Consider the following 26,462-nt stretch of genomic DNA (forward strand, 5'->3'; position numbering starts at 1 on the left):
CCGGATGTCACCACTCTGGGACGTGTTGACCGAATTGATCACGAGACAATCATGAACTTGGAAGGCAGTGTCTCTCCGGCCAGCGGCCGGGGGCGGCTGATCGGCAGGGAGGCGGAGCAGGCATCCATCGCCGCCGCACTGGTGCCGCCCGACCGCGGCCTGACCATGCTCATCAGGGGGTCTGCCGGGATCGGGAAATCCGCGTTGATCGACGAGGCGGTACGGCAGGTCGGAGCCTCGCGCCAGGTGCTGCGCGTGGCTGGCAGCCCCACCGAGACCGCGCTGGCGATGGCCGGACTGCATCAGTTGATGAGGCCGTCGCTTCCCGCCGTCGACGCGGACGGACCGTCAAGCCTGCGGTCGCTCGGTGTGGCCTTCGGGCTGATCGCCGGTCACTCACCGCAGCTCGACATGGTCGCCGCCGCCGCCATGGAGTTGCTGGCCGCGGCATCGGCGGACCGGCCGCTGCTGGTCGTCGCCGAAGACGTCCAGTGGCTGGACCCCGACACCATCTCGGTACTCGGCGTCATCGGGCGCGGATTGCACGGCACTCCGATCGTCATGCTCGCGACCACCGAGGAGCGGACGACGAATCCGGTCATCGACGCGGCCACCCGCGTGCTGGAGTTGTCAGCCCTTGCCGACGCCGAGTCCCGCGCCCTGGTGGCGATGACGGCGCCGGGGCTCGACCCCGTTGCCCAGGAGCGAGTCGTCCAGGTAGCCCAGGGCAATCCGCTTGCGCTGGTGGAACTCTCGAAGGCTCTGGCGATGGCCACGCCGCCGATCGGCGAGACCGACTGGCTTCCGCTTACCGGCCGGCTGCGCAATCGGCTCGCGGCACGGCTGGAGCCCCTGCCGACCCTGGCGCGCGCCGCCCTGGACTTGCTGGCGTTGCACGACTCGGAGTCGCTGTCCGAGCTCTTGTCGGCGATGACGGCCGGCGACGGCGCCGCGGACGGTCTGGCCGGTCTCGAGTCCGCCGCCGGCGCGGGGCTGGTGGATCTGTCCGGCAACGTGGTGCGCTTCCGCCACCCGCTGATGCGCTCAGTGATCTACGACCTCCTTCCGGCCAGTCGCAGGGCGGCCGGCCACCTCGCGCTGGGGAAAGCCGTCGGAGCCACCACCGACCGTGGCATCCTGCATCGCTCGCAGGCAGCAAGCGGTTACGACCCTCCTCTGGCCAGGGAGCTCGAATCGGTCGCGGAGCGATCGGTAGGGCGCAACGCCGTCCTACCGGCCTTGAACGCTCTGCGTAGGGCCGCGGATCTCACCCCGTCAGTACCGGACCGGCGCCGGTTCCTGCTGCGGGCGGCCGCGTTGGCGTATGAACTGGGACGACGCGATGTCGCCGAGCACCTGCGCGCCCAGCTGTCCCGGCTCGGCGACGACGAAGCCAGCCGGCTGCTTCTCGACGAGTTCGATGCTGCCGCCGACGCCGGCGGGCACATCGGGCAGTCACGGGTGATGACCTTGTCCAACCTGGCCAGGCAGGCACATGAGCGCGGCGATCGGTGGCTCGCCGACGTGCTCCTTCGCTCAGCGGCCTACCGATGCTGGAACCTACCGGGCAGTGCCACGGCCAACAACGCCGTCACCGCCGCGGTCACCGAGCTCGACGCGCTCAACGAGCTACAACGAGCCACCGTCCTCGGCTACACCGATCCGGTGGGAAACGCCGGTACCGTCCATGGACTCCTGCGCCACGCCGCGGCGACCGCCGACGTCGACTCGGTGGCGCTGCAAGATCTCGGCCAAGTCGCCTTTGCCATCGGCGACTTCGAGCTCGCCGACCGGCTGTGCGCCGAGAGCACGGTCCGGCTGCGCGCCGAGGGCCGGATCCAGGTGCTGCCCCGCGCGCTGGTGGTGGGGGCCTGGGCACAACTTCGGAGCGGCCAATGGCCCACGGCGCTGCCGCTCGCCGAAGAGGGGCGGCGCCTGGCCGACCAGACCGGGCTGGCCGACTGGAGCGCGGCTGGCCAGGCCGCTGTTGCCATGGCTGCGGCGTTGCGCGGCGAGCCGACCGTGGCGCGGGACCTGGCGGCTCAGGTTGAACGGGTCGCGCTGCCCCAGCGGATGACGATGGCAGTGGTGGGCTCGGCACTCGCCCGGGCCGCCGCCGCGGCCGGCGAGGGAGACTTCACTCGCACCTGGGAGCAGCTCGTCCGAATGCACACCGAAGCCGATGCCGCATACCACCCAGTGCAGGCGCTGTGGTCGCTGGCGAGCCTGGCGTACGCCGCGCTTCAATGCGGTCGCCTCGCGCAGACCCGGGAGCTGACGCAGCGGCTGATGCAGCGGCTGCCATCGACGCCGGCGGGCCCCGCCGTACGGATGAACGTGCTCTACGCCGGGGCGCTGCTGGCCGACGATGACATGGGCGAGGAGCCCATCCGGCAGGCACTCGACCTCGACGTCGGGGCATGGCCGTTCGAGCGGAGCCTGTTACAACTGGCGCTCGGCGCGAGCCTGCGCCGGCGGCAACGCATCCGGCAGTCTCGCGCGCTGCTACTGCTGGCACACGACGGCTTCGACGGTCTCGGGATCCGGCAGTGGGCCGACCGCGCAGGGCAGGAGCTGCGGGCCGCGGGCGTGCCGGGCCCTGCCACGGACGCCACGGCCTGGGGTTCGCTAACGCCGCAGGAACAGCAGATCGCCCGGATGGTCGCCCACGGGTTGTCCAACCGTGAGGTGGGGCACCGGCTCGGGCTGTCCCACCGCACCATCGGCAGCCACCTGTACCGCATCTACCCGAAGCTCGGAATCACCTCTCGCGCCCAGTTGAGCGCGTTGAACCTCAACCTGTCGCCACCGTAAACCAACCGGACTCGGCCTGCGCGTCAGACGGCATCCGGTCGCGCCGCGCCGGCAACTGCCAGCGACTCCCGCGCCCACCGCGCCCATGGCCGGGCGCCGCATTCGTCCAGTGTGGACTGTGCTGTCGTCAGCACGCTGCGCGCCTCGCCCATCCGGCCGTGGCTCAGCAGCCACTCGCCGTAGGCAAGCTCCAGCCGTGCCCTGACGAACGGCCACCGGTGCAGCCGCATGGTCAACGCCGCACGGTACAGCGCCTCCGCGTCGTGTTCGTCGGCGAGCACCGCTCGGGCGTAGCCGAGGTGGATGTGCAGCAGCGGGGAGGGCGTGACGCGGGCCACGTCCTCAAGGCCCGCGACGATCCGCCGGGCCTCCGCGGCCCGGCCAGCCGCCACGGCGGACTCGGCCATGGTGCCGAGGCCGGCGAACGACTCCCGCCAGTGGTAGGCCGGATCGTTCGGATCGAAGACCCGGGAAAGCTCCTCGAAGGCCTCGACGAACCGACCGGCGGCCAGATGCGCCGCTCCACTGGCCAGCACCGCCACGCAGAGCTGGTCATTGAGCCGGCCGGCCAGTCGGGTGGCCTGCTCAGCCATGCGCAACGCGCGGCTTGGGTCGCCCTGAAACGCGGCCAGCCGCCCTCCGGTGGACAGCGTCCCGGCGGTCCACACCGGCTGCTGCGTCTCCTCTGCGAGCCGGTTCGCCTCCTGTACCACGACGTCCGCCTGGGCCAACTCCCCCAGCTCCACCAACACGTGGTTGTACATGCCGAGCACATGCAGCAGCAGCCCGAGCCGGCCGGTGTCCCGCAGTACAGCCTGCGCGCGACCGAGCAGGTCGGCGGCCCGCTCGGTGTCGCCGATCGCATGCGCGGCCATCCCCAGCAGGCGTAGCCGGTCACCGTCGCTCTCCGATGTCCAGCCCGGTCGCGACAGGATCTGCGTGACCGTGGCCGCCTCCAGCACCGGCTCGGCCACGGCGAGGGCAGCTATCCACCTCGGCTCGGTCTCAACCTCAGGCAGCTGCTTCAGGACGGCCGCGACCCGTGCCCGCGCCTCTGGCCCGGTGTCCGCCCACCAGCAGCGCATCGCGGCACCGAGGAGGAGGTTCAGCGCCAGATCGGCGTCCCCGGCGTCGTGCGCCTTCCGGGCCACCGCGCACAGCTCCTTGACCCGGATCGCGTCACCGGGCAGCCCGTCGTGGAAGATCTCCCGCAGCCACTCCGCCCGCGCCCAGTCCAGCTCTTGCAGTGGATGACGGGATGCTTCGTCGACCAGCCGGGACACGGTCTGCGTCTGGCCCAGGCTGAACGCGTGCTGGGCGGCCAGCAGCAGTCGGTGGCTCCGGCGCCGCGGATCGGTGGTCAGGTGCGCCGCGCGTTCCAACTCCACCACGGCCCGGCTCACCGCGCCGCGAGCCAGCGACACATCGACATTGGCGACCAGTTCATCGGCGACCTCGTCGTCACGTCCGGCAATCGACATCGCCCGGTGCCAGGCGCGCCGGTAGCCGTCGCCCGACAGCGCGTTGGCCAGCGCGCCGTGCGCGGCCTGGCGGCGGGCCACGCTCTCGTAACACAGCACCCCGGAGCGCACCAGCGGGTGGTGAAAGCGCAGCGCCCCGTCGCTCGCCGGATCGGGCTCGATCAGCCGCGCCGCAGTGACCTCGGTGAAGGGCGCACCGCCTACCGGCGAACCCGCCAGTAGCGAAGCCGCGGCGCGCAGTTCCTCGACGTCACCGCGGTGCGCGAGCGCCATTACCAGCAGCAGATCCCGAGCCGCCTGGGTCAGCTCGGCGACCCGGCCGGCGAAGGCTCGCTCGAGCCGGGAGGTCAACGACACCTCCGACCCGCTCAGGCTCCCCTCCGCCGCCACACGGCCCCGCGTCCCCCACAGAGCAGGCAGCTCCACCAGCGCCAGCGGGTTGCCCAGCGCCTGTCGCAGAATCTGCGCACGCGCCCGATCGTCCAGACCGTTCGCATGCTCATCGAGCAGCTGCGCGGCGGGGCCGTCGCGCAGACCGGCGACGGTCAGCGTTGGCAGCCCGGCCTCTGGCAGCGGACCGGGGTACCCCTGGCGGGCCGCCGCGATCAGCGCCACCCGCTGGCGGTCCAGCCGCCGCGCGATCAGCGCGAGCGCCTCATGGGTGGCGCCGTCGAGCCAATGCACGTCGTCCAGTGCGACCACGACGGGTCGCTTCTCGGCAGCGGCGGTCAGCAGATTCAGGCCGGCGAGCGCGATGAGGAACGGCTCGGGTGCCCGGCCGTCGCTGAGCCCGAACGCGCAGCGCAGCGCGTCCTGCTGCGCCACCGGCAGCTCGGGCATCGCCCGGAGTACGGGACGCAGCAGTTGGTGCAGCGCCGCGAACGGCAGCTCAGCTTCAGCCTGGACGCCGGCGACGCCGAGCACCTGGTGTCCGGCCGCCTTCGCATAGTTCACGGCGGCGCGGAGCAGGGTGGACTTACCGATGCCCGGCTCGCCCAGCAGCAGCAGCTTGGTGGATCCGCTCGCGGCGGCGTCGATGACCTGTGCGATCTGCACAAGCTCCCGCTGCCGGCCGAGGATGTCCATTGGGGACGCGATGTCGATGGCCACGGGCCTGGTCATGAGACGAGATCCCTACGGTTGGCCAGCTGCTGCCGGGAAGTGATGTTCAGTTTGGGGAAGATCCGGTACAAATGTGATCCTATGGTTCGCGGGGACAGGTACAGCTGCTCCCCGATCTCCCTATTGGACAGTCCCTCAGCGGCGAGACGGGCGACCTGCAACTCCTGTGGCGAGAGCAGATCCTGGGCGCTTGCCGCGGCCTGGGCCATCCGCTCACCGGCCGCACGCAATTCGGCGCGGGCCTGCTCGGCCCAGCTGTGCGCGCCGATCAACTCCAGGTTCACCAGCGCCGAGCGCAGGTGAATGCGCGACTCGGCGGCCCGGCGCTGGCGGCGCAGCCATTCGCCGTAGGCCAGCTCGAAACGGGCCCGGAACCACGGCCAACGGATCAAGTTCTGCGCCAACGCCGCCTGGTAGAGCGGCTCCGCGGCGGCGTCGTCGGCCACCACCGCCCGCCCGTAGGCCACGTTGAGCCGCAGATCCGGTGAGGGGGTCACCCGGGCCACCTCCTCGAACCCAGCCAGCACCCGGCGGGCCTCGTCCCTCCGATCGGTCTGCACCGCGGCGTCGACAAAGAACATCAGCCCTGGATAGCTCTCCCTCAGGTGGTACGCGGGGTCCTCCGGATCGAACAGCCTGCACAGCTCCCGGTACGCCTCCTCGTATCGACGCGCAGCGACGTACGCGTACCCGCGGGTGAGCTGCACGCACGCGAGCAGGTCGTTGAGCTGGCGGCCGCCGGCATCACGCTCGCTCTCATCGGCCATCCGCAGCGCTTCCGTCAGCTCGCCGCGCAGCGCCGCGGACCGGGACTCCCCCACCAGGTTGTCCCAGATGGTCTGGCCGGTGTCCTGACCCAGCCGGCGCCCCTCCTCGGCGGCCGCGACGGCCCGGTCCCACGAACCGAGGGTGAGTCTGACCCCAACCTGCATGACCAGTGTGTGAGTGAGCAAGCCCAGCCGGCCCTGGTTGCGCAGCTTCGCCTCCGCCGGTTCAAGGAAATCCGCAGCGAGCGCCGAATCGCCGATCGCATGGGCCGCCATCCCGTACAGCCGCAGCGCGTTCGGGTCGCCGACCTCCTCGATCGTGATACCGGACAGCATCTCGTGGACAGCCGCGGCCTCCAGAACCGGCTCCGCCACGGCCAGGGTGCAGACGAACCGGGGATCGTCTTGCATACCGGGCACTCGGCGCACTGCCGCCGCTACCGCCGCCCTTGGCTGCGGCCCGGTCTCCGACCACCAGCAGCGCAGCGCCGCGCCGTGCAACAGGTTCAGGGCCAGGTCAGGGTCGTTGCCGCGGACCGCATCGTCGGCGATGCGGCACAGCGTCAGCACCCTGCCGGCGTCACCCGGTACCCCGTCGTGGAAGATCTCCCGCAACCACTGCGTACGCCCGCGGTCCAGATCGGACAGCGGATACGCCGACGCGGCCCGGACCAGCCGGTCCACCAAGTCGGCGCGGCCCAGGCCGAAGGCGTGCTCCGCGGCGAGCAGCAGGCGGTGTCCGCGCTCGGCGGGGTCGGTGGTCAGCGCGGCCGACCGCTCCAAGCAGCGGATGGTCGTGATCACCGCCCCCCGACTGACCGAGAAACTGGCGCTTTCGACCAGTTCGTTAGCGATCTCATCGTCCGGGCCAACGGTCGACTGGGCCCGGTGCCAGGCCCGCCGGTACGGCTCGTGCGTGAGCACGTCGGCCAGGGCAGCGTTGGCGGCCATCCGGCGGTGCGTCGACTCGGCCTGCAGCACAGCCGACCGAACCAGGGGATGGCGGAACCGTACCCGCGCCTCGTCCACGTGCAGCAGGCCCGCCCGGACCACCGCGTCGAACACCTCGAGCGTCACCGGCCTGCCGCTGAGCACACCGGCCGCGGCCAGGATCTCCGGCAGATCGTCCCCGTCGTTCGTCGCGGCCACCAGCAGCGCATCTCTCGCCTCCGTACGCAGCCCGGCCATCCGATGGGCGAAGGAGCGCTCCAGCCGCGAGGTGACCGGCAGCCGGTCGGGTGGTAAATTGTCCTGTGCATAAGCGGCGTGCCACGCCTTGGGCAACTCGATCAGGGCCAGCGGATTGCCGTCCGCCTCGCGCAGCACTCGCCGTCGGCGCCAGCCGTCCAGTTCAGAACTCTGCGCACTGAGCAGCAACTCAGACGCCTCATCGGATAGGCGGCCAACCTCGATCTCGGGCAGCCCTGCGGCGGCGAACGGTCCCGGATACCCGCGCCGAACGACACCGACGACGACGATGGGGTCCATTGCCACTCGCCGAGCGAGGAACGCCAGGGTGTCGTGGGTCTGCGGGTCGAGCCACTGCACGTCATCGGCGAGGACGGCCAGCGGCTGCTCGCTCGCGGCCTCCGCCAAGAGATTGAGGACGGCAAGGGAGACCAGGAACGGCTCCGGGGCGGTCTCGCCCCCAGACCCGAGCGCGGAGGCCAGCGCGTCCCGCAGCCGTACCGGGAGCCGGTCGGCGAAGCCCACCAACGGGCGCAGCAACTGGTGCAGACCCGAATACGGCAGCTGCGCCTCGGCTTCGACACCAACCGTGCTCAGCGTCTGAAAACCGGCAGCTCGCCCCAGATCACGCGCCGCCTCGAGCAGCGCAGACTTGCCGATGCCGGGGTCGCCGGACACGACCACGGCCGCACCCGCCGGTTCAGCGCCAGCGAACAGCGCCGCCAGCTCGGCCAGTTCCGCCTCGCGGCCGAACAGCACCGGCCGGACGCCGGCCGCCCGTGCAGCGACACCCGCCACAGGCACTGACACCATTCACCCCCACGCGAGCACGAGCGCAAACTCTTCGCGAGACAGTTGGCCACAGCGCCGTGCGGTAGCGCTTCAGTAAGTCGACTGAATCGACGCGTCGATCCACCCGGCAACCAGCGCCTGCCTTGGCCCTCCTGGAGGACGCAGCCCCGTGGGCAGTGGAACTGGCACGACAGACGTGCCGGTCAATGAGAGCAAACTCGGACAATGCGGGGGGATTTGGGCGGCGGTCACGATCCTGCCAAATGCGAGCACAAGCGCCTAAGGCCGCACTCTTGATCTGCCCCCGGAAATGGACTCAGATCACAGAGTCCAATAGAGGTGCTGGACTGGCATTGAGCCACCCCGCATTCATGGAGATTCTTGATCTTGGTCTGATGGCCGTGGGGAAGAAAGATCCGTGGCAGCACCGAAGAAGTACCCTGACGAGCTGCGAGCGCGTGCCGTGCGCTTGTATCGCGAGTCGGACCCGAAGCCGGTGACCGCCGGCTGGCGGAGCAGCTGGGCGTGCATCACGAGGCGTTGCGGAACTAGATCCGTCAGGCTGAAGCGGACGCCGGCGAGCGCAGGGCGACTGCTACAGCCAAGCGGCCCAGCGTGACCAGTTTTGGGATGTATCCCGCCGGAGATTCGAACCAGCGCCCGACCCTATGACCGCCGGGTTCCGACTGGCCTGACTGCCACAACCGGACCGTGAGCTGCTGGAATGCGGTTCGGATTCTGCCACGTATGGTCCACCGCCGAGGGGCGGAGTCTACTCATGGACTCCGTCCCTTTTGTCGTGCTCGGCGGTGGATGTTTCCGCTCGCTTCGCTCGCAAGCGGGGGGTTCCCACCCCGCGCCCCCCCATGCCTCGCTTCGCTTCGGCACTGGCCTCGCTTCGCTCGCCTCGATCAATCGCCGCCTCGCCGTTCGGGAACCTCGCCGTTGGCGACGACGTGTCAGCGGCCGGCCCTCCGGGCGGCCGCTGACTGCGTCGAGCTTTGTGGGGCAATTGCCCTAGCTCTTCCTCAGTACTGGTTGACGGCGCCGGTGCAGTAGTTTCTGGCGTAGCCGGAGGCGGTGTTGCCTCCGGTGTTGTAGTCGTGTGTGTCGGTGGATACCGAGCACGACATTTTCCCGCGGTGGTCTGTCTGGAAGTCCGCGTGGACGCTGAACGCGTGGTATCTGGAGTCGTGGATGTCCTCGCCCCACGAGTAGATGTCCGTGGCCGAGGTCAGGCCTGGACTCCATTGGCCGGTGGAGAAGAGGAACGATCCGCTCGGGGTGTTGTGCCAGTTGTAGACGGTCGCGGTCCACGGCGCGTACCAGCTGCCCTGGTTGCCGCCGTACAGGTGGAGGTGGGCGGCCATGTGGTGGCAGCTGGACGAGTACTCCTGCTGGAGCCAGCCGATCGTCTCGGTGGTGATGGTGTCGTCGGTCCCGGCTGAGCCGTACAGCTGACGCCGGCCCATGATGTAGGTGAGATGCCCCACGGGGCGGATGTCGTAGTAGCAGCCGTCGCCTGGATCGTCTGCCCGGGCCGGGCTACTGATCAGCAGCGTTCCGGCGATTGCCACGAGAATGGCGGTGGCCAATGTGGCCAGTCGGCGTGGTTTCCGGTGTCGCAAGCCTTGCCTCCCGTTGTCGAGTGTGACGTTCGCCGATACAGACACCTCGACGCCGGGAAAATCGCCGCTGCGGGACCGACCAGTTTGCCACTCGGTCGGTGTCTATACATGGGGCCCTCGTCCGTTCCAACCGTTCCGAGGGGGGGCCGGCCCGGCCACGATGTGCTGTGGCCGGGCCGGTTCATCGAATCAGCTGCCCGAGGCGCTGAGGGTGGGCGCGGTGTTGCTGCCGGAGTACGTGGCCTGGAAACCGAAGGTCGTCGAACCGCCGGGCGGAATCGTGCCGTTGTAGCCGAGGTTTACGGCGGTGACGGTTCGGCCCGACTGGGTGCAGCCGGCGTTCCAGGCGTTGGTGATCTGCTGGTTGCCGGCCCAGGTCCAGGTGACCCGCCACGAGCTGATCGGCGTTGTCCCGTTGTTCTGCACCGTGACCGTCGCCGTGAAGCCGGCACCCCAGTCGCTGTCGACACGGTAGCTGGCGGCCACCGCGGCGCCGCCGCGGCTCGGGCTCGCGGACGGCGAGCGCGAGGCCGACGCCGAGGCGCTTGCCGACGCGGACGCCGAGGCCGAGGCCGAGGCGCTTGCCGACGCGGACTTCGAGGCGCTCGGCGACGGGCTGGTGACGCCGCCGCCGAGGAACAACTCCGAGTACAGGGCCAGCGCCATGGCGACGTCGGCCTGCGCCCAGAACCGGTGGTACGTGAATGACGGGACGGCTCCACCGTTGAGGTACGCCTGGACCTTCGCGAAGTCCGGGTCGTTCTTGTAGAAGGACCGGATCGACAGGAAGGTCGCGCCGGGCGCGATGGTGTCGCCGTTGGGCATCTTGCCGGTCCAGCCGGACGGCACGAAGACGGTGTCCTTGAAGCGGCTGTAGTCGGTGCGGGTTTCGGCGATCGCGATGCCCTTGTTGTCGGTGTGCGTCGCCAGGGCGTCCAGCAGGTTCTTGCCCAGCGTCTGCGCGGCGCTGCTGCCGGTCGCGGCCGCGTAGTACAGCAGGGCCTTGATGAGCGCGGCGGCCACCCCGACGTCCTGACCGTAGTCGGCGACGGTGACGTGGAGGCTGGCGTTGCTGCCCGGGCTGGACGCGTTCCAGGTGTCGGGCTGGCCGGTCCAGCTCAGCGTCGACGGGATCTGGAAGCTGCCGCCGGTGCCGACGGTGACCTGGCCGGAGACCCAGGTGATCCACTTGTCCAGGACCGGCTTTACCTTGCTGTCCTTGGTCAGGTAGTAGTACTCGGCCCAGCGCTCCATGCCCCACGCCTGCATGCCGAACCAGTTGTTGCTCGGCGGGTCGTGGTAGACCGGCTCCCAGTCGTAGTACATGCCGTAGAACGTCGGCGTGCCGGCCGGGGGGGCGCCGTACTGACCGTTCCAGCTGTTGGTGGCACCGCCGGCGATGCCGCCCTCGGTCGACTGCAGCCAGCGCAGGAACTCGATCTGGCGGTTGAGGCTGGTCGCCCAGTCCGACTTGCCGGTTGCCGACTTCGGCGCCATCGAGCTCACGGTGGACAGTGCCCACGCGGCCACCGGGTTCTGGTACCCGTGGTGCGCGGCCCCGTCACCGATGCGCCAGGCCCAGCCGCCGCCCGGCTCGGCGCCGCCCCACGCGTAGTACCAGCCGAGCAGATAATGCTGCGAACTGCGGCCGGTGCCGGCGGGGCAGCCGGACGGGCTGGTGCAGTTCCCGATCTGCTTGAAGTACTTGTCGAACATGCCGTACCGCAGGTAGTCGCCCATCTTCGCGGCCTTGGCCACCGACGCGGAGACGGCGCTCGCGTTGCCCTGTGCCGACGCCCACCGGTACGCCCAGTACGCCGCCTGGATCGCACGCGCATCGGCGTCCGGCGCGTTGGTGTACTTCCACTGCTTGGCGTAGCTCGAGTCCTTGACGAACAGGTCCAGGTAACCGTTGGTGCCGCCGTACTTCATCAGGTCGGTGCAAGGCTGCGGGATGGTCTCCCACACCGACTCCTGGGCGCCACGCTGGTAGCTGTTGATGTAGCAGGGTCCGGACGCGCCCGGGCCGTTCTCCGCACCGGTGCCTGCGGTGTTGCCGTACCCGTACACGTTGTCCACGTCGAGCAGCCAGTGCATCCCGTAGATGTCGGGGGTGCCGTAGGCCGACTGGAGCTCACCCGCGATCGGGTCGGCGCCGACGGACACGGAGCCGTCCAGCGGGCTGGGGTAGTTGCTGGGATCCGGCCACTCGGGCGCGTAGGTCGCCGGCTTGCTCGCGTTGTACGAGGCGTTCGAGGGCTGGTCGGTCGCGGTGGGAATGATGTACTTCTCGGCCGCCGCCCACGTAGCGTTGAACGGGGCCCAGTCGCCCGTCACCCGGCCGTACACGGCCTCCAGCCACATCCAGTAGCTGAATGCCTCCGACGTGGTCTCGTGCCCGTGGTCGGGCGCCTCGACCATGAGGGTCTCGACCGAGTGGTAGGGCACTCCAGCCGGACTGAAGTAGCCGCTGGCCGAGCTCTTGATCTTGTTGTACTGGTCCAGGAACTTCTGTGCGTAGGCGTCCGGTGCGGCGTTGGTGGCGGCGGCCGCCTCCAGCACCTTCGAGCCCAGTGCGATCCCGGCGACCGTGCCGCCGACGGCAGCCACGAACTTCCTGCGGGACAGAGGGGACATACATCCTCCTGCAGCATGGTTGGGGAGCGGTGGTTCACGGCCCTGGGTAGCGAGACCAATCGGTGAACCCCGATGGAAGCGTTCCCATGCTGGATTTCAGTCGATCGACTGTCAATCGAGGCCGCACCGCAACGCGGTCGACAGCGCAGTTCTCCTTGAAAATTTCGTGCCGGCCGGGCGGCAGGCGCGACGCGCACGGCAAAACACGAGGCCGCGCGACGGATACGCCTGGGCGCGCCCCGATGCCTCGCTTCGCTTGGCTGGTCGACGAGCAGGGCTACAGTCGCTTCGATGACGGGCACTGTGAATGACATCAGCGCGGATCTGATTGCAGCGTTGCTCCGCGAGCAGCATCCCGACCTGGCCGGCTTGCCGCTGACGCTTGGTGCGCGTGGATGGGACAATCAGTTGTGGCGGCTCGGCGACGAGCTTGCGGTTCGGCTGCCCTGGGCGACTCAGGACGCGGATGAGCTGCTGCTCAAGGAGCACGCCCTGCTGCCCGCCACGGCGGCGCGGCTCCCATTGCCGATACCTGTTCCGCAGCGACTCGGCCGGCCTTCCGAGCGGTTCCCGCGCCCTTGGATTGTCACTACCTGGGTCGCCGGTGAACCTGCTGACCGCGCGCCCGCCACTCGCGGTGCCGAGGCGGCGGATACCTTGGCGGCTTTCCTGGCGGCGCTGCATCAGCCGGCGCCTGATGACGCGCCTGCGGGCCGGAACCGCCGAGGTGGTCCGCTCGCCGATGTCGGCGAAGGCTTCGGGCGCCTCCTGAAGGAGGCAGCCGATCTTGGGTTGGTTTCCGACCCGGACGCCGTGCGCGAGGTCTGGGATGACGCGCTGGCCGCGCCCGCCTGGTCAGGTCCGGCGCTGTGGCTGCACGCGGACTTGCACCCGGCGAACCTTCTGACACGCGACGGCGATTTCTGCGGCGTGGTCGACTTCGGCGACATGTGCGCCGGGGACCCGGCCTGTGACCTGGCCGCCGGTTGGCTCCTTCTCCCCGACGGTGCCATCGACCGTTTCCATCAGGCCTACTCGGCGGCTGCGGACGCGGCGACCCTGCGGCGCGCTCGCGGCTGGGCGCTGATCAAGGCCCTCGCCTGCGTACTCATCGGCGATGCCGGAGTCCGCGACCTCCCGGGTGGAAAGGCCACGTGGGGACCCCCGGCAGCCGCAGCCCTTCAACGCCTCACCGCGACTCGCGCCTAAGCGGAAGGAGGCCGGTGCACGTTGCCTGACAGCATTCATGCCGCGCGTAGCCGACGTGGCGCCCTGAAGGTGCTGAGTGTTATGGCGGCTTTTGCGCTGATATGCGGGAGTGCCGATGCGCTGATCTGGCGGAGGGAGCGATTCAGGAGTGAGCGTGCCGTGTCGGCGTATCTGGAAGCACTGACGCACGATAGATACGACAGCGCGTATGCCCTTGTTTGTCAGTTTGAGTGGTGGCCCGACAGGGCACGGACGGCGGCACAGGCGGGTCGCGAGGTCGGGTGAGCGGGGAGAGCTGCCAGCCGCTTGAGCTACCGTCTACAAGAATTTCGAGCGGTGCATCAACTTCCAGGGGGCACGTTGTTTACGCGTCGTCGGCTTGCCGCGTGCGCAATCGTCGCGGTCAGTTTGGTGGCGGCCTGGTGTTTGCAACAGCCGAATGACGCGGACGGTCAAGCGCGTCCCGCTGCCACCGCCATCGTCCAATTTTCGCCTGCGAGCCGTCAGGCCGCGCCGGCGTTGACCGGACATCTCCTCGACAACAGCGCGTTTCGGCTCGCCGAGTGGCGCGGCTCTGTTGTGGTAATCAACTTCTGGGCGTCCTGGTGCGCGCCCTGCGGTGACGAGGCGCCGGATCTGCAGGCTGTCGCCGAGGCTACCGCCGGCCTCGGTGTGCGTGTGCTCGGCGTGAACGTCAACGACGACCGCGACGCGGCCAGGAAATTTGTCGACTCCTATCGATTGACCTATCCGAGCCTGTTCGATCCGGCCGGTGAGATTCCGCTGACCTTTCCCGCGATCTCGCCCCGCACGCTGCCGAACACCGTCGTCCTTGACCAGGCCGGCAACGTGGCAGCCGTCGCTCAGCGCAAAGTTACCCGCACCGAACTCGAGGCCACTGTTCGAGCCCTTGCCGTGACTGAATAGCTTCAGGAATTGGTGAAGGGAGGCAGCGGAAGGCTGATGCTCACGGGTGGTCCGGCGGGAGACGTGAAGTCGAGCGTCAGGCGACGCGCCGTGACGGGCGGGGTCGGCCGGAACAACCAGCGCACCGTCCACTCCATGCCCGTGCCGCCAAGCTGGCCTGAGGCGAGACGATAGGCCGTGCCGCTGTCATCGGAAACCGCGAGCGCGATCCTGCCGAACTGTTCCCCGGGCTGCGGCGGTGGCGGCGACCCAGGCTCGGCGCGCTCCGCCCACTGCCCGTACGAGGTCAGGTAGGCGTCGAGCGCCGCCTCCCGAGGCGGGCCCGGCTCGGCGTCGAGGACGACCTCGATGTGGTTGGCCAGGCTCACCTGTACGAGCTCCGCGCGCACCCCGCCGACCTGGCCGACGGGCGCCGGACGCTCGAGCGGCAAGCGGACTCGCGGGATCTGGCGCACGGTCACGAGGTAGACGTGGTCAGGGTCGTGGTAGTCGACGTGGAATGTCCCGTCGTCGAGCCGCTCGACAGACCTGGCGCGCGGCTCGGGCTCCACTCCTGGGCGCCGGAACAACAGGGCTCGGATCACGTCCTCGAGGGCCGTCATGCTCGAACACTAGCCACCGCCGTACTCCCTGAAAGGAGCCGCCCGCGTCCCGTTGGGGGCGCGGGCGGCTTCGAGGAAGGTGTCAGGCGGCGGTGACGATGGCGGGGAGCATCACCTTGACCTGGGTGGCGGCGGCGTCCGGCTCCATCTGGCTGAACATGAACGCCAGCAGCGCGTCGTTGCCGACCCAGGCGCAGATGGAGATGGTCACGCCCGAGGAGGAGTCGGTCTTCTCGCACTGGGCCTTGCCGCCCAGCGAGCCCGGCTGGACGTCGATCGGGGCGCTGCCGGTGCTGTTCAGCGACTGGAAGGCGCTCTTGAAGAAGGAGTCCAGCTGCTTGTCGGGGCCGCCCACGCTGAAGATCGAGCCGGTGCCGCCCCACACGATGGCGACGCGGCTGGTCTTCGACGAGTCCTGGTACTGGGCGGCGAACGGGTTGTCGATGCCGGCCGCCGAGAGCTGCTTGGCCATGGCCTGGGCCTGGTCCTGGTTGGCCTGCTTCTTCCAGGTGCTGATGGTGGCCGGGGCGGTGAGCTTGACCTTCGGGCCGGCGGCCGCGGTCGTCTTGGCGCCGCCGGTCGGGGTCTTGGCGCTGCTACCGGTGGTCGGGGTCGAGGAGGAGGTCGCCTCGGGCGTCTTCTCGTCGTTGGACGAGTACACCCACGCGGCCACGCCGATGCCGCCGCACAGCACCAGGGCCAGGGCGCCGAAGACGAGGCTCAGGACCAGGCCGGTGCGCTTGCGCGGCGGCGGGGTCGGGGCCGCGCCGCCCCACGCGGGGTAGCCGGGGTCAGCGCCGTAGCCGGGCTGGCCGTAGCCCCCGCCGGAGGCCGGGACCGCGGACGTCGGCTGGCCGTAACCGGGGACGCCGGACGTCGGCTGGCCGTAGGCCGGCTGCTGGCCATAGCCGGGGTCGTTGCCGTAGGACGGCTGGCCGTAGCCGGGCTGAGCGCCATAGCCGGGGTCGTTGCCGTAGCCGGGTTGGGCACCGTAGCCGGGGTCGTTGCCGGCACCGTAGCCGGGCTGACCGCCGTAACCGGGCTGGGCGCCGTAGCCGGGGTCGTTGCCATACGAGGGCTGGCCATATGGCGGCGGCTGCTGGCCGTATGACGGTGGCTGGCCATATGGCGACGGCTGCTGGCCGTAGGACGGCTGGCCGTAGGGGTCCTGAGGGGGTTGTGGTGCGTACGGGTCAGACATGAAAGCTCCTCGGCACGCGGAAGACCCGGGGCAGCATAGCCTCTTCCTGCCAGTAGTGCTGTCCGGTTGTTGGCGATCCGCGTCACTGCGACCGATCGACGGGCCTTCCGCCGTACGGTAAAAAGCCGCGAAAATCCTGAAAATCGGCGTTTTCGGGCCAAACGGGCTAACCCCAAGTGAGGATATGGGTGACTGCTGTCGAGATCAACGGGGGTTTCACCCAATGCCTGCCAGCAACAGCAAACGGCGCCGGCCGATTATCGTCGGGGGGGCCTGTTTCCTTGCGGTGCTGACCGCCGGCGTGCTGCAACAGACCGTCGCCGGGGCACAGACCGTCGGAGGGGCCGACCGGGCGCGGCCGGCCGAGACGGTGACGCCCGACCCGTGGGGCGCGATGCCCACCACCGCCGCGCCCAGCGAATCACCCAGCGCCACGCCGACCGGGGAGCCGTCCGACAACCCCTGCGTGACGCCGACGCCGACCGACACGTTCGGCAACCCGATCCCGGCGCCGACCGACACGGCCACGCAACCGGCACCGATGCCGACCGACACGTTCGGCAACCCGATCCCGATGCCGACCGACACGGCCACACAACCGGCGCCGGGCGGGAGCATCATCTACCCGCCGACCCAGCCCAGCGTGGGCAGCTCGATCATCGTGCCGCCGGACATCAACGCGACGCCCACCCAGGCTTCGTCGACACTGCCGGCCATGACGCCGACCACCGCGCCTCCCTACGGCGGCACCGTGCCCACCGAGGTACCCAGCGCCACGCCGACCTTCGGCGGCACCGTGTCCCCGACCGAGACGCCGAACCCGGGCTGCACGCCACTGACGCCGACGCCGACCGACACGTTCGGCAACCCGATCCCGGCGCCGACCGACACGACCACGCAGCCAGCACCGATGCCGACCGACACGGCTACGCAGCCGGCACCGATGCCGACCGACACGGCCACGGAGCCCGTACCGGTGCCCACCGACACCGTGAGCCCCATGGGTGACTGATCGTCAGATATGAAAGGGGGCGAATCCGGCATAAGGATTCGCCCCACATCTCACCCCCACATCGGGGGAAATCGGGCGACCGCGTTGCTACGGTCACGCAATGTCGACCGGTGGTCGCGTCATGGTGCTGCGGCCCGCCGAGGAGGCGGCGCAGAGGCGCGAAGACACGCAGAGTAACGCGGACATCACCGACTCCGCGTGGCGCCGGTGGGTCAGGCGTGCCGACCTGCTCCCGGTCGCCTCGTACCTGCTGCTCATGCTGTTCATCGTCGCGCCGCTCCTGATCGGCCGCGGCGGGACGATCCCGATCCAGGCGGGCGACCGGGCCCAGGCCGAACTCTTCCTCGCGCACGCGGCCCACTTCGTGACGCACGGTGGCAACCCGCTCTTCATCGCGAACCTCAACGCGCCGTTCGGCGTCAACGCCATGGCCAACACGAGCGCGCTCGGGCTGGGCATCCCGATGGCGCCGGTCACCCTGATGTTCGGCGCGCAGGCGAGCTTCGACGTGCTGATGGTGCTCGCCGTGGTGGCCACCGCGACGTCCTGGTACTGGCTGTTCTCCCGCCACCTGGCGACCAACCGGGCGGCGGCGTGGGTGGGCGGGCTGGTCGGCGGGTTCGCGCCCGCGGTCGCCTCGCACATCTCGTACCACCCGAACCTGGCCGCACAGTTCGCCGTACCGCTGCTGATCTGGCGCTCGTGCAAGCTGCTGGAAGGCCGCCCGGTGCGCAACGGGCTGCTGCTGGCGGCCGTCGTCGTGTACCAGGCGTTCGTCAATGAGGAGACCCTGCTCCTGGCCGCGCTGGGCATGGCGTCGTTCATGACGCTCTACGCCCTGCAACGGCGCGAGGTGGTCCGGACCCTCGTCAGGCCGCTCGCCGCCGGGCTGGCGGTGACCGCCGGCGCGGCCGGTGCGGTCCTGGCCTACCCGCTCTACTTCCAGTTCTACGGGCCGGGCAGCTACCACGGCGGCGAGCCGGCGATGACGAAGTTCCGCCTGGACGTGCTGGGGCTGACGACGTACGGCAGCAACAGCATCGCCGAGCGTCTGCGCCGCTTCAACACGCCGTCACCGTTCGGTCTCGGCGCCGAGGAGCACGGCTACTTCGGCTGGTCGCTGGTCGTCCTGCTCGTCGTGCTGGTCTGGTGGCAGTGGCGGGACGTGCGGGTGCGCTGCCTGGCCGTCACCGGGCTCGGGTTCGCCGTGCTGGCGATGGGCTCCCCGCTGCAGTACGAGGGCGTCGACACTGGCATCAAGGGCCCCTTCGGCCTGCTCAACGACCTGCCCCTCTTCGACACCGCGCTGCCGACCCGGTTCGGGCAGGTCACCCAGTGGGCGGTCGTGCTGCTGGTGGCCATCGGCATCCAGCGGCTGTCGGAGATCCCGGGGCTGACCGGCCGCAACCGGCAGGCGCTGATCTGCGGCCTGGTGGCCGTGGCGCTGGTGCCGGCCGCGCCCTGGACGCTCAAGGTGGTCGACCGGCCCCCGACGCCGACGTTCATCACGGCGGGGACGTGGAGGCAGTACGTCGGGCGCGGCCAGACGGTACTGGTCGTGCCGCTGCCGCAGTGGGACTGGTACGACGGCATGGCCTGGGCGGCGGCGACCAACGAGCAGATGCCGCTGTCGCACGGCTACTTCCTCGGCCCGAAGGACGGCATCGAGGGCCACCACGCGACCGTCGGCCCGGTCACCCGCCCGACCGACGACCTGTTCGCCTACGCCGCGTACCAGTACAAGGTGCCGCCGATCGGCGACGAGGAGCGGGCGCAGGCGCGGGCCGACCTGCGGTACTGGCACGCGTCGCTCGTCATCGTCCCGGCCTCCGCGGAGTGGGTCCCCGCCCGGGACACCGTGACCGCCCTGTTCGGCCCGGCCAAGGGCGTCGGCGGCGTGTGGATGTGGGACGTCAGGAACGAGCTGCGGTAGCGGGTCTAGCCCATCACGCGGGCGCCGTAGGAGGTGGCCACGGAGAGCAGGGCCCGGGCGGTGCGCGCCCGCTTCAGGTCGGGCACGCTCAGGGCCCGCCAGTCCGTCGGCAGCCCGTGCAGCTGGGCGACCGTCATCGGCAGCGCCGCCAGGCTGATCCGGGTCAGGTCGGCGGCGTGCTTGGCGGCGGCCCGCTGGGTGAGGCTGCGGACGAACCACATCCACCGCCACACCCACTCCTCGCGCGACCAGGCGCCGGCGTCGGCCGCCCGGTCCAGCAGCCAGATCTCCAGTCCGGCCCACTCCACCGCCCGCTGCGGGTCCCGGAACCGCAGCGCCGGCAGCGGGTGCAGCAGCGCCACCCACCACTCGGCGGCCTCGGCGCTGTCGGGCACCCGGTCGGCCAGCCACTCCGCCCGCTCGGTGCGCGTCAGCGGCAGCAGCTCGCCGAGACTGTCGCAGACGGCCCGCCACCGGGCCTCCGGCAAGGCCGGGGAGTCCGGCACCAGCCAGACCGGGGCGGCGATCGCCACCACGACGCCGTCCTCGGCGGTGACCGTCGCACCGCTGACCGGCGCCCGCAGCGTGTCGGGGGCGCCGTGCCGGTCGGCGGGCAACGGCTGGAGGCTCTGGCCGACCCGGCGCAGCTCCTCCTGCAGGTAGTCGAGGCGGACCGGGGCCGGCAGCCGGTCGGCCCGGACCACCAGGAACCGGCCCTGCCACGGCTCGTCGGGGCCCAGCCGCTCGTAGTGGCACTCGACGGTGCCGAAGTCGCGGTACATGGCGTCGCCGGACGACTGCTCGGCGAACTCGGCGCCGAGGGTCGCGGCCAGGGCATGGATCGGCGCGTCGGCGCTGAGTCCCTGCACCCGGCCGGTGGCCAGCGCCTCGACGCACAGGTCCAGCGGCGACGGGGCACTCATAGCCGTGCCCGTTCGTCGAGATCGATGATCGGCTGCGCCACGCCGCCGATCGTACGCACCCGCGCAAGGGGTCGCCGGGCAATCGTTACGGGATGTGGAAGGTCTCGCCGTACACCTTCCAGGTCAGCGGGGTGTGCAGGTCCAGGTTGCCCTGGTTGAGGAACTGGCGCTGGGCCGTGTCCACCCGGCTGGTGTCGCTGTGCGCGGCCTCGGTGCGCATCGCCGCCGCCCGGGCGTCCAGGAAGGCGCTGAGGTAGGACGGCTCGGAGCCGCCCTGCGCCGGGGTCTTGGCCTTGGCCATCGCCGCCTTGCGGATGCCGCCGAAGCTGACCGGGTCGGTGCCGGGGCCGTGCATGACCATGGCGTCGTAGTAGATGAACTGGCCGAGGGCGCCCAGGCCGTCGGCCTTGGCCTGGGTGACGGCGGGGTTGAGGTACACCCGGTCCCGCTCGTCGTCCTGCGCCTTCTGGAACTGCGGGTCGGCCGCCGCAGCCTTCCAGTCCTTGGTGAAGCCCGGGTCGAGCCCGGCGTGGGAGTCGGAGCCGTCGAGCTTGCGCAGCGCCGGTAGGTACTTGGCCAGCGCGTTGCCGGGAACGCGCTGGGTGTAGGCCTCGACCAGCTCGAGCATGTCGCCGGTGCCGGAGCAGAAGCCGATGATCCCGCCGGTGTAGCCGCGGCCGTCGCCGATGTCCTCGATGTACTGGTACTGCGCCTTCCAGTCCAGCGAGGAGTTCTCGGCCGAGGAGACCAGCCGCATGGCGATCTCCTTCTTGGCCGGGTCGTCCAGCCCGGTCCCGGGCGCCGCCGTTGTCGCGGGCGTCGCGGGCGCCGCCGTGGTCGCGGACGGCCGCGCCGCGCTTGTCGTCGCTGCCGGGGACGGGCTGACCGCCCCCTGCGAAGCGCGCCCGGCGCTGTGGCTGGTGGTGCCGTAGACCTCGAACTCGTACAAGGAGTAACCCCACTTCGTGCCGCGGGCGGTTCCGGACATGCGCACGTACCGCCCCGAGCCGGACAGCCCGGTCAGGTCGTCGGTGCCGCCGTCCCCGCGCCTCGTGCTGTAGATCGGCGTCCACGCCGCGCCGTCCGGGGACGTTTCGATGCTGTACTGCCTGGCGTACGCGGCCTCCCAACGCAACCGGACCCGGGTGATGGTGCTCCGGGCGCCCAGATCGATGGAGATCCACTGCGGGTCGGCGCCCTCCTCGCTCCCCCACCGGCTGCGCGGGTCCCCGTCGACGGCGTCGGCCGCGGGCAGGTCCGGGGACTCGACCGAGGAGGCCTCGGCCGGCCGGCCGCGGGACAGCAGCGCGTTGGTCGCCGCCTCGGCCGCCGGGCCGGCGTTGGCCCACACGGCCAGCGGCACCGCGACGAGCGCGCCGGCGGCGGCCAGCGCGACGACGAGCCTGCGGGACACGAGCATCGACCCTCCAGCGGACGCGGACGCGGAAGCGGACCGGTTACGAGGCGTATCCGACCACGCGCGAGGGTGGGATCGGGGCGAGGAAAGGTGGATTTCAGGAAGGCCTCAGCCCGGCCCTTCTGGACGGGTGATGCCGCTTAAGGCGCGATGTGCGGCGCGAGCAGGAGGTCCTCGAGCGCCGGGACCAGATCCGGATGGGCGAACTCGAAGCCGGCGTCAAGCAGCCGGCGCGGCACCCCGCGGCGGCCAGTCAGGGCGAGCGCCGCGTCGGTGCGCAGCGCCACCGCGCCGGCCCGGACCAGCCAGGCCGGCACTGACGGGGCCGGCGGGCGGCGCAGGATCGCGCGCAGGGCGGCCATCAGCTCGGCGTTGCGCACCGGGTTGGGGCCGGTGACGTGGACGACGCCGGACAGCGACGCGTCGTCGAGCAGGTGGCGCACCGCGGCGAGGAGGTCCTCGACGTGGATCCAGCTCACCCACTGCCGGCCGGAGCCGGCCCGGCCGCCCAGGCCCCACCGCACCAGGCCGGTGAGGCGGGTCAGGGCCGGGGCGCCGCGGTCCAGCACGATGCCCATCCGCAGCACGACCTGGCGGGTCCCGTCGACGATCGCGCGGTGGAAGGTGGCCGCCTCGGCCAGCGCGGCGGCCGACTCCCAGGCCCGGGCCACGCCCGCCATCTGCACCGGGCCGTCGCCGACCGGGGCCGTCTCGTCCAGCTCCGGCTCGCCGGCGTCGCCGTAGATGGCCAGGGTGCTCGCCTGCAGCCAGACCAGCGGCGGCTCGGCCAGCACGGCCGCCGCCTCGACCAGGGCGCAGGTGGGGCGGACCCGGGAGGCGCGCAGCAGGTCCACGTTGGCCCGGGTGGGGCGGCGGTCCACCAGCTCGCCGGCGAGGTTGATCACGGCGGCGCCGGACAGCTCCTCGGCCCAGTCCTCGACCGTGGCGCCGTCCCAGAGGATCTGGCGGTAGGGCAGCTCGTCGCGGACCCGGCGGGTGAGGATGACGACGTCGTCGCCGCGATCGGCCAGATCGGCGGCGATCCGGCGGCCGAGGGTTCCGGTGCCCCCGGCGAGCACGATCTTCACGGCGCCCTTTCTACCAGCTCGATCGGGTCGAACCTACCAGCTCGATCGGGTCCGAACGAACCGCTTCACGGGGGTCGAGCCCTGGCTAACCGGCCAGCCCATTGAGCAGAAGGTCGGTGAGGGCATCGACCACCTGCTCGTCGCCGTACGGGCCGTCCGGCGGCAGGGCGTAGCCGGTCAGGGCCAGCAGGGAGCCCATGGCGGCGGCGATCAGCTCCGGCTCGCCGGGGAGCCGGTGGCCCTGCTCGCGCAGCCATTCCAGGTGCTCACGCAGGGTCGCGGTCTGCCCGGTGAGGTCCCGCCAGGCCCGCCCGGAGGCAGGGTCGTCGGCCACCATCGACTGGAACAGCGCCACCTGGACGGCCCGGTGCTGCCGCATGACGCCCCAGGCGATGCCCAGGTGCAGGCGCAGCTGCTCCCGGTCCGTCAGGTCGTGCTCGCGCGGGTGCTCGACCTGGGCCATCCGCTCGTCGGCGGCGTCCTCGATGTCGGCCAGCAGGGCCCGCAGCAGCTCGTCCTTGTCGGCGAAGTGCTCGTAGAACGAGCCGGTCGCGCGGCCGGCCGCGGCCGTGATGTCGGTGATCTTGGTGTTGAGGTAGCCGCGCTCGCCGAAGAGTGTCCGGGCGGCGTCCAGCAGGGCCGCCCGGGTCTGTGCCGCCTTCACCTTGCGCCCGCCTTCAGGCATCGACGCCTCCTGCCGCCCCGGGGTTGACGCCCCTGATCCTACCGAACATACTTTCACAGAATCCAAGTTCAGTGAATCGAGATTCAGCGAGAAAGGAGGACCGCCATGCGGGCGATGGTGATCGGCGGCGGGGTGGCGGGCGCGACGGCGGCTCTGGCGCTGCGGCGCATCGGCGCCGAGGTGACCGTCTACGAGGCGTACGCGGACCCGGAGGGCGACGTCGGCGCGTTCGTCAGCCTGGCCGCCAACGGGCTGCGCTGCCTCGACGGGCTCGGCGCACTGGAGGCGGTGCGGGCGGCGGGGCACGAGATCGAGCGGCAGCGGATGTGGTCGGCCGGCGGCATGCTGCTCGGCGACGTGGCCCGCGGGAGACGGGAGGCCGACGCGGTGCGCAGCGTCACGCTCATGCGCGGGCGGCTGGTCGCCGCACTGCGGGACCGGGCGGCCGCGGCCGGCGCGCGGATCGTCACCGGCGAGCGGCTCGTCTCGGCGACCGAGGCGGCGGACGGGGTGACCGCCGCGTTCGAGGGCGGCCGGGCCGAGACCGCGGACCTGCTCGTGGCCGCGGACGGGATCTGGTCCACGGTCCGCGGGGCATTGAACCCGGGCGCGCCGCGGCCGCAGTACGCCGGGCTCTACTCGGTCTCCGGCGTGTCCCGGCTGGACGGCGTCGAGCCGGGCGTGTTCAACCTGACCTTCGCCCGCAACGGCGCCTTCATCCACCTGGCCGCCGGCGATGAGGTGTGGTGGTCGGCGCAGATCCAGGCGCCGGCCGAGCCCGACCGGCGCGGGGCCGGCGACGCCGAGTGGCTGCGGCGCACCGCCGCCGCCTTCGCGCAGGAGGAGACGCCCGCGCGAGTGATCGCGGCCGCCACCGGGGTGCACGCCCCGGTGCTCATGCACGTCGCCGATCCGATCCCGGCCTGGCACGGGGAGCGGATCGTGCTCATCGGCGACGCCGCGCACCCGGTCGGGGCCGGGCAGGGCGCCTCGATGGCGATCGAGGACGCGCTGGCCCTCGCCGCCGGGCTGCAGCGGGCCGGGTCGGTGCCGGCGGCCCTGCTGGCCTACGACGCCGAGCGGCGCCCGCGGATCGCGAAGGTGCTGGGCACCGCCGAGGACAACCGCGGGGCGAAGAAGGCCGGCCCGGTCAAGCGGCGGTTGCAGGCCGCGATGATGCGGATCTTCGTGCCGATGTTCTACGAGAAGGCCACCGCCTGGCTGTACGCCTACGAGCCCGCCGAATTGGCCAAGTAGCCTTGGCGCCGTGAAATCCCAGATCGACGCCCTGGTGCACGGGGCGGTGGACTACGAGGACGGCCTCGACCGCCTCGCCGTCGCCCCGGCAGCGGACGTCGACCCGGCGCTGTTCGCCGCGCTCGCCGAGGCCGCCGGGCGAGTGTTCCGGGGCGGCTGGCAGCCGGTGGAGCTGCACCGGGTCGTGGTCCGCCGCGGCGGGACCGACCGGCCGCTGCTCGGCCGGGCCCTGGTCGACGCCGTCGCGGCCCACCTGCGCGGCTTTCCCCGCAAGGGCGTCGACGAGCGCTGGCTGGCCCAGGCCGACGAGCTGGAAGCGGCGGTCTGGTGGGGCGCCGACGACCGGTACGTCACCGAGCTCGCCGCCCGGCACCGCCGCGACCGGATCTCGGCCATCGACGACCTGCTCGGGCTGCTGCGGGTGCTCGCCGAGCTGCCGCCCATCGAGGTGCTGGTCCCGCCGCCGGGCAGCGCGCCCCGGCGGGTGAGCGCCGCCCACGTCGACGTGCGGCTGCTCGACCGGGTGCGGGCGCTGCTGGCCAAGGCCGAGTCGACCTCGTACCCGGCCGAGGCCGAGACCTACACGGCCAAGGCGCAGGAGCTCGTCGCCCGCCACTCGATCGACGAGGCCCTGCTGGCCGGCCGGGGCGGCCCGGACGCGACCGTGGTGCCCTTCGCCCGCCGCATCGGGGTCGACCACCCCTACGAGGGCGAGAAGGCGTCGCTGCTCAGCGCCGTCGCCGAGGCCAACCGCTGCCACACCGTGTGGTCGCCGGACCACGGGTTCACCACCGTGTTCGGGTTCGACGCGGACATCGACGCGGTCGACCTGCTGTACACCTCGCTGCTGGTCCAGGCGAACCGGGCCATGGCGAAGTCGGAGCCGCCCGGGGGCAAGGCCGGCCGGGCCCGGCTCAAGGCGTTCCGCCAGTCGTTCCTGGTCGCCTACGCGGTGCGCATCGGCGAGCGGCTGGCCCGGGTGGCGGAGGCGGCGATCGAGGCGGCCCCCGAGCAGGCGGACCTGCTGCCGGTGCTGCGCTCCCGGGACGAGCAGGTGCGCGAGACCATGGCGAAGGTCTTCCCGCGCACCGTGCGGGGGCGCGGGAGCCGGGTCGACAGCCGCGAGGGCTGGGAGTCCGGCCGGGAGGCGGCCGACCGGGCCACCCTGCTCTGACCGATCGACCGACGTCACATCCCGGTCCGGCGTGAGATCCTCGCCCGTCATCAGTCACGCATCGACGGGGAGTACCTCAACATGATCCAAATTCCTGCACAGCAGGTGGCGGCCGGTCACATGCCGCACGTCTGCCCCCGCCACGGCGAGCCGGCGATCGAGATGAAGAAGATGCGGCTCATCTCCAAGCCGCCGAAGTGGGCGCCCCCGCTCATCCTGCTCGGCGGCATCGTCTACGCGATCGTGGTCATGATGGTGCGCAAGACCGTGCAGGCGGCGGCGTGGCCGTGGTGCGAGCAGTGCAAGGCGTCCCGCGCCCGCATGCTGGGCATCGGCCTGGGCGTGCTCGGCCTCGGCGTGCTGCTGTTCATCGTCGGCGTTGCCCTCGCGAGCGGCGACAGCAGCGGCGCCCCGCTGCTGATCTTCGCCGGGTTCATGGGACTCCTGATCGGTCTCATCGTCGCGCTGCGCGGTGGCGGCCAGGCGGTGGCCGGCGCGTTCGTCTCGCAGGACGGCAACTTCGTCGAGGTGCCCAAGAGCGACCCGCGCTTCGGGCAGGCGATGGGCGGCCGGCAGCCGCAGTACCGCTGACGCTTTCGCAAAAG

At 71.1% G+C, this 26,462-nt stretch carries 18 protein-coding genes and 1 pseudogene; 8 read left to right on the top strand and 11 right to left on the bottom strand.

Annotation, left to right across the window (positions count from 1 at the left end; translation table 11 throughout):
* The first annotated feature begins 51 nt into the window (after positions 1 to 51).
* Positions 52 to 2,814: an AAA family ATPase gene (locus ABD352_RS28540; protein ID WP_344615590.1), complete on the top strand. Its 2,763-nt coding sequence runs from the start codon at positions 52 to 54 to the stop codon at positions 2,812 to 2,814.
* 23 nt (positions 2,815 to 2,837) lie between these two features.
* Here the strand turns inward: ABD352_RS28540 and ABD352_RS28545 are convergent, their stop codons facing one another.
* From ABD352_RS28545 to ABD352_RS28565, 5 genes and pseudogenes are all read right to left on the bottom strand, one after another.
* A complete protein-coding gene (locus ABD352_RS28545) occupies positions 2,838 to 5,405 on the bottom strand; it encodes an ATP-binding protein (RefSeq protein WP_344615591.1) in 2,568 nt (855 codons plus the stop codon).
* Between the two features lie 8 nt (positions 5,406 to 5,413).
* Positions 5,414 to 8,131: an AAA family ATPase gene (locus tag ABD352_RS28550; protein WP_344615592.1), complete on the bottom strand. Its 2,718-nt coding sequence runs from the start codon at positions 8,129 to 8,131 to the stop codon at positions 5,414 to 5,416.
* A 1,061-nt stretch (positions 8,132 to 9,192) separates the two neighbouring features.
* A complete protein-coding gene (locus tag ABD352_RS28555) occupies positions 9,193 to 9,741 on the bottom strand; it encodes a hypothetical protein (protein ID WP_344615593.1) in 549 nt (182 codons plus the stop codon).
* Between the two features lie 240 nt (positions 9,742 to 9,981).
* Positions 9,982 to 10,278, bottom strand: a complete 297-nt coding sequence (locus tag ABD352_RS28560; RefSeq protein ID WP_344615733.1) for a cellulose binding domain-containing protein — start codon at positions 10,276 to 10,278, stop codon at positions 9,982 to 9,984.
* A gap of 141 nt (positions 10,279 to 10,419) precedes the next feature.
* A pseudogene (locus tag ABD352_RS28565) lies at positions 10,420 to 12,399 on the bottom strand (glycoside hydrolase family 48 protein); the annotation flags it as partial.
* A 321-nt stretch (positions 12,400 to 12,720) separates the two neighbouring features.
* On the opposite strand from ABD352_RS28565, the gene ABD352_RS28570 reads away from it, so the two are divergent.
* Together ABD352_RS28570 and ABD352_RS28575 are read left to right on the top strand one after the other, a co-directional pair.
* Positions 12,721 to 13,638, top strand: coding sequence for an aminoglycoside phosphotransferase family protein (locus tag ABD352_RS28570; protein WP_344615594.1), 918 nt, complete (start codon positions 12,721 to 12,723; stop codon positions 13,636 to 13,638).
* Positions 13,639 to 13,944: 306 nt separating this feature from the next.
* A complete protein-coding gene (locus tag ABD352_RS28575) occupies positions 13,945 to 14,565 on the top strand; it encodes a TlpA family protein disulfide reductase (RefSeq protein WP_344615595.1) in 621 nt (206 codons plus the stop codon).
* 2 nt (positions 14,566 to 14,567) lie between these two features.
* On the opposite strand, the gene ABD352_RS28580 is transcribed toward ABD352_RS28575, so the two are convergent.
* A complete protein-coding gene (locus tag ABD352_RS28580; RefSeq protein WP_344615596.1) occupies positions 14,568 to 15,167 on the bottom strand; it encodes a hypothetical protein in 600 nt (199 codons plus the stop codon).
* Between the two features lie 82 nt (positions 15,168 to 15,249).
* Positions 15,250 to 16,368: a hypothetical protein gene (locus tag ABD352_RS28585; protein WP_344615597.1), complete on the bottom strand. Its 1,119-nt coding sequence runs from the start codon at positions 16,366 to 16,368 to the stop codon at positions 15,250 to 15,252.
* Between the two features lie 286 nt (positions 16,369 to 16,654).
* Here ABD352_RS28585 and ABD352_RS28590 point away from each other — a divergent pair, with 286 nt between their 5' ends.
* Positions 16,655 to 17,380: a hypothetical protein gene (locus tag ABD352_RS28590; protein WP_344615598.1), complete on the top strand. Its 726-nt coding sequence runs from the start codon at positions 16,655 to 16,657 to the stop codon at positions 17,378 to 17,380.
* Positions 17,381 to 17,480: 100 nt separating this feature from the next.
* Complete coding sequence (locus ABD352_RS28595) at positions 17,481 to 19,313, top strand: DUF6311 domain-containing protein (protein WP_344615599.1); 1,833 nt, start codon at positions 17,481 to 17,483, stop codon at positions 19,311 to 19,313.
* Between the two features lie 5 nt (positions 19,314 to 19,318).
* Here the strand turns inward: ABD352_RS28595 and ABD352_RS28600 are convergent, their stop codons facing one another.
* From ABD352_RS28600 to ABD352_RS28615, 4 genes are all read right to left on the bottom strand, one after another.
* The gene (locus ABD352_RS28600; protein WP_344615600.1) at positions 19,319 to 20,236 is read right to left on the bottom strand and encodes a hypothetical protein; all 918 of its coding nucleotides are present in this window, start codon (positions 20,234 to 20,236) and stop codon (positions 19,319 to 19,321) included.
* Positions 20,237 to 20,321: 85 nt separating this feature from the next.
* Entirely contained in the window at positions 20,322 to 21,656 is a 1,335-nt protein-coding gene (locus ABD352_RS28605; protein WP_344615601.1) for a chitosanase, read from the bottom strand.
* A gap of 137 nt (positions 21,657 to 21,793) precedes the next feature.
* A complete protein-coding gene (locus ABD352_RS28610) occupies positions 21,794 to 22,741 on the bottom strand; it encodes a TIGR01777 family oxidoreductase (protein ID WP_344615602.1) in 948 nt (315 codons plus the stop codon).
* A gap of 85 nt (positions 22,742 to 22,826) precedes the next feature.
* Positions 22,827 to 23,426, bottom strand: coding sequence for a TetR/AcrR family transcriptional regulator (locus ABD352_RS28615; RefSeq protein WP_344615603.1), 600 nt, complete (start codon positions 23,424 to 23,426; stop codon positions 22,827 to 22,829).
* A 105-nt stretch (positions 23,427 to 23,531) separates the two neighbouring features.
* On the opposite strand from ABD352_RS28615, the gene ABD352_RS28620 reads away from it, so the two are divergent.
* The 3 genes from ABD352_RS28620 (at position 23,532) to ABD352_RS28630 (ending at position 26,448) form a co-directional block, all read left to right on the top strand.
* Positions 23,532 to 24,683 (top strand): FAD-dependent oxidoreductase, encoded by a 1,152-nt coding sequence (locus ABD352_RS28620; protein ID WP_344615604.1) that lies wholly within the window; start codon positions 23,532 to 23,534, stop codon positions 24,681 to 24,683.
* Positions 24,684 to 24,693: 10 nt separating this feature from the next.
* On the top strand, positions 24,694 to 25,857 hold the full coding sequence (locus tag ABD352_RS28625) for a DUF2786 domain-containing protein (RefSeq protein WP_344615605.1): 1,164 nt from the start codon (positions 24,694 to 24,696) through the stop codon (positions 25,855 to 25,857).
* 81 nt (positions 25,858 to 25,938) lie between these two features.
* A complete protein-coding gene (locus tag ABD352_RS28630) occupies positions 25,939 to 26,448 on the top strand; it encodes a hypothetical protein (protein WP_344615606.1) in 510 nt (169 codons plus the stop codon).
* The last annotated feature ends 14 nt before the right edge of the window (positions 26,449 to 26,462 follow it).

Source organism: Dactylosporangium salmoneum, assembly GCF_039532525.1.
GTDB lineage: Bacteria > Actinomycetota > Actinomycetes > Mycobacteriales > Micromonosporaceae > Dactylosporangium > Dactylosporangium salmoneum.

What these genes read in the sequence shown, in the direction of transcription:
- ABD352_RS28540 (WP_344615590.1), top strand. Translation starts at nt 52, where the DNA reads ATGAACTTGGAAGGCAGTGTCTCTCCGGCCAGCGGCCGGGGGCGGCTG.
- ABD352_RS28570 (WP_344615594.1), top strand. Translation starts at nt 12,721, where the DNA reads ATGACGGGCACTGTGAATGACATCAGCGCGGATCTGATTGCAGCGTTG.
- ABD352_RS28580 (WP_344615596.1), bottom strand. Translation starts at nt 15,167, where the DNA reads ATGACGGCCCTCGAGGACGTGATCCGAGCCCTGTTGTTCCGGCGCCCA.
- ABD352_RS28585 (WP_344615597.1), bottom strand. Translation starts at nt 16,368, where the DNA reads ATGTCTGACCCGTACGCACCACAACCCCCTCAGGACCCCTACGGCCAG.
- ABD352_RS28595 (WP_344615599.1), top strand. Translation starts at nt 17,481, where the DNA reads ATGTCGACCGGTGGTCGCGTCATGGTGCTGCGGCCCGCCGAGGAGGCG.
- ABD352_RS28600 (WP_344615600.1), bottom strand. Translation starts at nt 20,236, where the DNA reads ATGAGTGCCCCGTCGCCGCTGGACCTGTGCGTCGAGGCGCTGGCCACC.
- ABD352_RS28605 (WP_344615601.1), bottom strand. Translation starts at nt 21,656, where the DNA reads ATGCTCGTGTCCCGCAGGCTCGTCGTCGCGCTGGCCGCCGCCGGCGCG.
- ABD352_RS28615 (WP_344615603.1), bottom strand. Translation starts at nt 23,426, where the DNA reads ATGCCTGAAGGCGGGCGCAAGGTGAAGGCGGCACAGACCCGGGCGGCC.
- ABD352_RS28620 (WP_344615604.1), top strand. Translation starts at nt 23,532, where the DNA reads ATGCGGGCGATGGTGATCGGCGGCGGGGTGGCGGGCGCGACGGCGGCT.
- ABD352_RS28630 (WP_344615606.1), top strand. Translation starts at nt 25,939, where the DNA reads ATGATCCAAATTCCTGCACAGCAGGTGGCGGCCGGTCACATGCCGCAC.